The organism is Pseudomonas sp. NPDC088414 (assembly GCF_044753325.1).
Classification (GTDB): domain Bacteria; phylum Pseudomonadota; class Gammaproteobacteria; order Pseudomonadales; family Pseudomonadaceae; genus Aquipseudomonas.
Genome location: NZ_JBIVMY010000062.1, coordinates 1 through 4971, shown reverse-complemented (window position 1 = coordinate 4971; position 4971 = coordinate 1). Strand labels below are relative to the sequence as shown.

Genomic DNA, 4971 nt, shown 5'->3' with positions numbered 1-4971 from the left:
TCGCATTCTACAGAAGCCTCATTAGCTGTCAAGTGATTATTTTCAGAATTTTTCTAAGATTTCTTCAACAACTTCAACCACTTGCGCTTCCGATCTCTCGTTAGCGGGAGGCGAATTCTACAGCCTTACACGCTGCTGTCAACACCTCTTTTTCTCCGCTTTCGACCGAGAAGATCGAAACGTCAAAAGAGCCAAACATCACTGCCCTTTCAACTCCTTCCAGGCTTCGATGAACTGAAGCAAACCGCTGCCGAAAACTGCGTAACCCATTGAATCTCAAGGAGTTTTCCGTTTCGACTGCGCCGGAAGTGGGGCGAATTATAGACCTCTAGAATTCGCCGTCAACCCTTATTTCAAACTTTATTCAGCTTTCAGCGTGATACGTGCAAATGCCTTCTTGCCCGCCTGGCAAACGTGAGTCGCGCCCAGTACATATATAAAGGAGCGATCAACCACCTCACCATCAACACGCACACCGCCAGAAGCCAACAGATCACGCGCCGCCGCCGAGTTCTTCACCAGGCCTGCCTTATTAAGGACGGCCGCAATTGGCATATCTTCAGCAGAGGCCAGTTCGATCTCCGGCAGATCATCCGGCAACTCACCATCCTTCATACGGTTACCCGCAGCGCGATGAGCATTGGCCGCAGCCTCCTCACCATGGAAGCGCGCAACAATCTCTTCCGCCAGCTTTATCTTGATGTCGCGCGGGTTAGCCCCTGCCTCTACATCTGCACGGAAGGCATTGATCTCATCCATCGAACGGAAGCTGAGCAGTTCAAAGTAACGCCACATCAACGCATCCGGGATCGAGACCAGCTTGCCGTACATCACACCTGGCGCCTCTTGGATGCCGACGTAGTTGCCCAACGACTTGGACATCTTCTTCACGCCATCCAGACCTTCGAGCAACGGCATGGTCAGAATGCACTGAGCCTCCTGACCATAACCGCGCTGCAGCTCACGCCCCATCAGCAAGTTGAACTTCTGATCGGTCCCACCCAACTCGACATCCGCGCGCAGAGCAACCGAGTCATAGCCCTGGACCAGCGGATAGAGGAACTCATGAATAGCGATTGGCTGATTAGTGGAGTAACGCTTGTCGAAGTCATCACGCTCAAGCATGCGTGCGACGGTGTACTGCGAAGTGAGACGAATGAAGTCCGCCGGCCCCATCTGATCCATCCAGGTGGAGTTGAACGCAACTTCGGTTTTAGCCGGATCAAGAATCTTGAACACTTGAGTCTTGTACGTCTCGGCGTTTTCCAGAACCTGCTCGCGAGTCAAAGGAGGACGAGTGGCACTCTTGCCGCTTGGATCACCGATCATCCCGGTGAAGTCACCAATAAGGAAGATCACCTGATGCCCCAATTCCTGGAACTGACGCAGCTTATTAATAAGCACGGTATGACCCAAGTGCAGATCCGGGGCGGTTGGATCGAAACCAGCCTTGATACGCAGCGGCTGGCCGCGCTTGAGCTTCTCGATCAGCTCGGACTCGACCAATAGTTCTTCCGCACCACGTTTAATCAGCGCTAGCTGCTCTTCAACCGACTTCATAACAGACCCGCAAGGCTCAGATTCAAAGGGAACCAACCATACAAGATCGTGCACCAATTACAAGTTTTGCCCGGCGCACGGACACCAATCTGCAGACAGGGTGTCTGTAGACTTGCTTCGGGGATGATTTGGTTATATTTTATACAGTTATTTCATCTTCATCATGTCATTCATCTTTTCCAATTCATCTTTTTTCAAAGTCAAAATTACTTATGACCACTGAACCGTCTAAAGCGCCACCGCTTTACCCGAAGACCCACCTGCTCGCCGCAAGTGGAATCGCCGCCCTTCTCAGCCTGGCGCTCCTGGTATTTCCTTCCAGTGATGTTGAAGCCAAAAAGACAACCCTGAGCCTTGAACTGGAAAGTCCTGCTGAACAACTGACACAAGATCAAGACGCTGCTGATGCGGCTCAAGCCACAAATGAGCCAGTAACCTCGCCGTTCGCGCAGATCGAAAACAGCGCCGAAGACGCTACGAAAACAGCAGAAGCCGCACCTGCACCCGCTCCGGTTGCCGAAAAGGCGAAAGCCCCGGGACACCGCGAAGTCATCGTATCCAAGGGCGATACGCTCTCTACATTGTTCGAGAAAGTCGGTCTGCCAGCCGCTGCCGTACACGAAGTCCTGGCCAGCGACAAACAGGCCAAACAGTTCAGCCAGCTCAAGCACGGCCAGAAACTCGAATTCGAACTGAACCCTGAAGGCCAACTGACCAGCCTGCACAGCAAGGTCAGCGACGTTGAAACCATCACGCTGACCAGGAACGACAAGGGCTACGCGTTCAACCGCGTTACCGCCAAGCCAACCGTTCGCACGGCTTACGTCCACGGCGTCATCAATAGTTCGCTATCACAGTCCGCCGCTCGCGCAGGCCTGTCCCACAGCCTGACCATGGATATGGCCAGCGTATTCGGCTACGACGTCGACTTCGCTCAGGACATCCGTCAGGGCGATGAATTCGACGTGATCTACGAGCAGAAAGTGGTCAATGGCAAAGCCGTTGGCACTGGCCCGATTCTGTCTGCGCGCTTCACCAACCGCGGCAAGACTTACACCGCCGTGCGTTACACCAACAAACAAGGCAACAGCAGCTATTACACCGCTGATGGCAACAGTATGCGCAAGGCGTTCATCCGTACCCCGGTGGACTTCGCCCGTATCAGTTCCAAATTCTCCATGGGCCGCAAACATCCGATCCTCAACAAAATCCGCGCCCACAAAGGCGTCGATTACGCAGCGCCACGCGGTACACCCATCAAGGCTGCCGGCGATGGTAAAGTGCTGCTGGCCGGGCGCCGCGGTGGCTACGGCAACACGGTGATCATCCAGCACGGCAACACCTACCGCACGCTGTATGGCCACATGCAAGGCTTCGCCAAAGGCGTGAAAACCGGTGGCAGCGTCAAGCAGGGCCAAGTGATCGGCTACATTGGTACCACCGGCCTGTCCACTGGACCGCACTTGCACTATGAGTTCCAGGTCAATGGCGTTCACGTCGACCCACTGGGCCAGAAGCTGCCGATGGCGGATCCGATCGCCAAGTCCGAGCGTGCACGCTTCCTTGCGCAAAGCCAACCATTGATGGCGCGCATGGACCAGGAAAAGGCCACCATGCTGGCTTCGAGCAAGCGCTAAGCCATGGCTCTGTATATCGGCGTGATGTCCGGCACCAGTCTCGATGGGCTGGACATCGCCCTGATCGAGCAGACCTCGGCGATCAAATTGATCGCCACGCATTACATCCCTATGCCTGATTCCCTGCGCGCCGAGCTGCTTGGCTTGTGCGCCAGCGGCCCCGACGAGATCGCCCGCTCGGCAATCGCCCAGCAGCACTGGGTCAAACTCGCCGCACAAGGTATCCATAACCTCCTCGATCAGCAGAAACTGAAGCCTGAAGCCATTCGTGCCATCGGCAGCCATGGCCAGACCATTCGCCATGAACCCGCTCGCGGCTTCACCGTGCAGATCGGCAATCCTGCACTGCTGACAGAGCTGACCGGCATTACCGTGGTCAGCGACTTCCGCAGCCGCGATGTAGCTGCCGGCGGCCAGGGCGCCCCACTGGTGCCAGCCTTCCATGAGGCTTTGTTCGAAGAGCGTAGCGGTAACCGTGCAGTGTTGAATGTCGGCGGTTTCAGCAATCTGAGTCTGATAGAACCGACCAGGCCTGTAGCCGGTTTCGACTGCGGCCCCGGGAATGTGCTGATGGATGCCTGGATACATCGGCAACGCGGCGAGAACTTTGATCGCAACGGCCAGTGGGCAGCCACCGGCACAGTCGAACCAGCCTTGCTGAACGCCTTGCTCAGTGATCCGTTCTTCGTGACCAAAGGCCCGAAGAGCACTGGCCGGGAAGTGTTCAACCTGCCGTGGCTGGAACAACACCTCGCAAAATTGCCGACCTTTGCTAGTGAAAACGTTCAGGCAACACTGCTCGAACTGACGGCACTGACCATCGTCGAGTCGCTGCAAAGCGCTCAATCCGATACCCGGGAAATGCTGGTCTGCGGCGGCGGCGCTCATAACGCCACGCTGATGAAGCGTCTTGCCGACCTGCTGCCGAACGCTACCGTCGCCAGCAGCGCCACGCACGGCGTCGATCCGGACTGGGTCGAGGCAATGGCCTTCGCCTGGCTGGCCCATTGCTGCCTCGAAGGCATTGCCGCCAATCGCCCGAGCGTCACCGGCGCCAAAGGCCTGCGGGTACTCGGCGCCATCTACCCCAACTGAACAAAAGACAGGCAACAAAAAACGCCGCAGAACCGTAAGGCTCTGCGGCGTTTTATTGTGTGCAGCGAGGTGCGATCAGATCGAGAACGAAGAGCCGCAACCACAAGTAGTGGTGGCGTTCGGGTTCTTGATCACGAAGCGCGAACCTTCCAGACCTTCCTGGTAATCGACTTCGGCACCGGCCAGGTACTGGAAGCTCATCGGATCGACCACCAGGCTCACGCCTTCGCGCTCGACGATGGTGTCATCCTCGGCCACATCTTCATCGAAGGTGAAGCCGTACTGAAACCCTGAACAACCGCCGCCCGTAACGAATACGCGCAGCTTCAAGCGATCATTCCCCTCTTCATCGACCAGGCTCTTCACCTTGTGCGCAGCACCTTGAGTGAATTGCAAAGCCGTGGGGGTGAAGGATTCGACGCTCATGCTGACTATCTCCCGGCGTTACGCCGCCATAATGCGTGATGACGCGCATTATCCGCTTGTCCTAGAAAATCGGTCAACTATTGTTACGGTATATCAATAAACCCGACCAACTGCCCAGAATGCAAAAAGGCCCGTTTGACGGGCCTTTTTGCTGTGTTTGTCTCGTCCTGAATAAGGTTTACACCTTCTGACTTCTCATCAGGAGGGTGCAATGGATACAGGTGCAAAACGCAGTCAGCGCGATTACACGCTG

4 protein-coding genes are annotated in these 4971 nt (G+C 55.9%); 2 read left to right on the top strand and 2 right to left on the bottom strand.

The window, feature by feature from the left end:
* Positions 1-360: 360 nt before the first annotated feature.
* The gene (gene tyrS / locus ACIP8I_RS26910; protein WP_258676596.1) at positions 361-1560 is read right to left on the bottom strand and encodes a tyrosine--tRNA ligase; all 1200 of its coding nucleotides are present in this window, start codon (positions 1558-1560) and stop codon (positions 361-363) included.
* 212 nt (positions 1561-1772) lie between these two features.
* Between tyrS and ACIP8I_RS26905 the strand changes: the two genes are divergently transcribed.
* A complete protein-coding gene (locus ACIP8I_RS26905) occupies positions 1773-3197 on the top strand; it encodes a peptidoglycan DD-metalloendopeptidase family protein (protein WP_400764893.1) in 1425 nt (474 codons plus the stop codon).
* A 3-nt stretch (positions 3198-3200) separates the two neighbouring features.
* Positions 3201-4292 carry an anhydro-N-acetylmuramic acid kinase gene (locus tag ACIP8I_RS26900; protein ID WP_400764892.1) on the top strand — a complete coding sequence of 364 codons (1092 nt, stop codon included), beginning with the start codon at positions 3201-3203 and terminating at the stop codon, positions 4290-4292.
* A 75-nt stretch (positions 4293-4367) separates the two neighbouring features.
* Here the strand turns inward: ACIP8I_RS26900 and erpA are convergent, their stop codons facing one another.
* A complete protein-coding gene (gene erpA / locus ACIP8I_RS26895; protein ID WP_003228776.1) occupies positions 4368-4718 on the bottom strand; it encodes an iron-sulfur cluster insertion protein ErpA in 351 nt (116 codons plus the stop codon).
* Positions 4719-4971: the final 253 nt, after the last annotated feature.

Excerpts from the sequence above, each read along its gene's own strand:
- ACIP8I_RS26900 (WP_400764892.1), top strand. The coding sequence starts at position 3,201 with ATGGCTCTGTATATCGGCGTGATGTCCGGCACCAGTCTCGATGGGCTG.
- tyrS (WP_258676596.1), bottom strand. The coding sequence starts at position 1,560 with ATGAAGTCGGTTGAAGAGCAGCTAGCGCTGATTAAACGTGGTGCGGAA.
- ACIP8I_RS26905 (WP_400764893.1), top strand. The coding sequence starts at position 1,773 with ATGACCACTGAACCGTCTAAAGCGCCACCGCTTTACCCGAAGACCCAC.
- erpA (WP_003228776.1), bottom strand. The coding sequence starts at position 4,718 with ATGAGCGTCGAATCCTTCACCCCCACGGCTTTGCAATTCACTCAAGGT.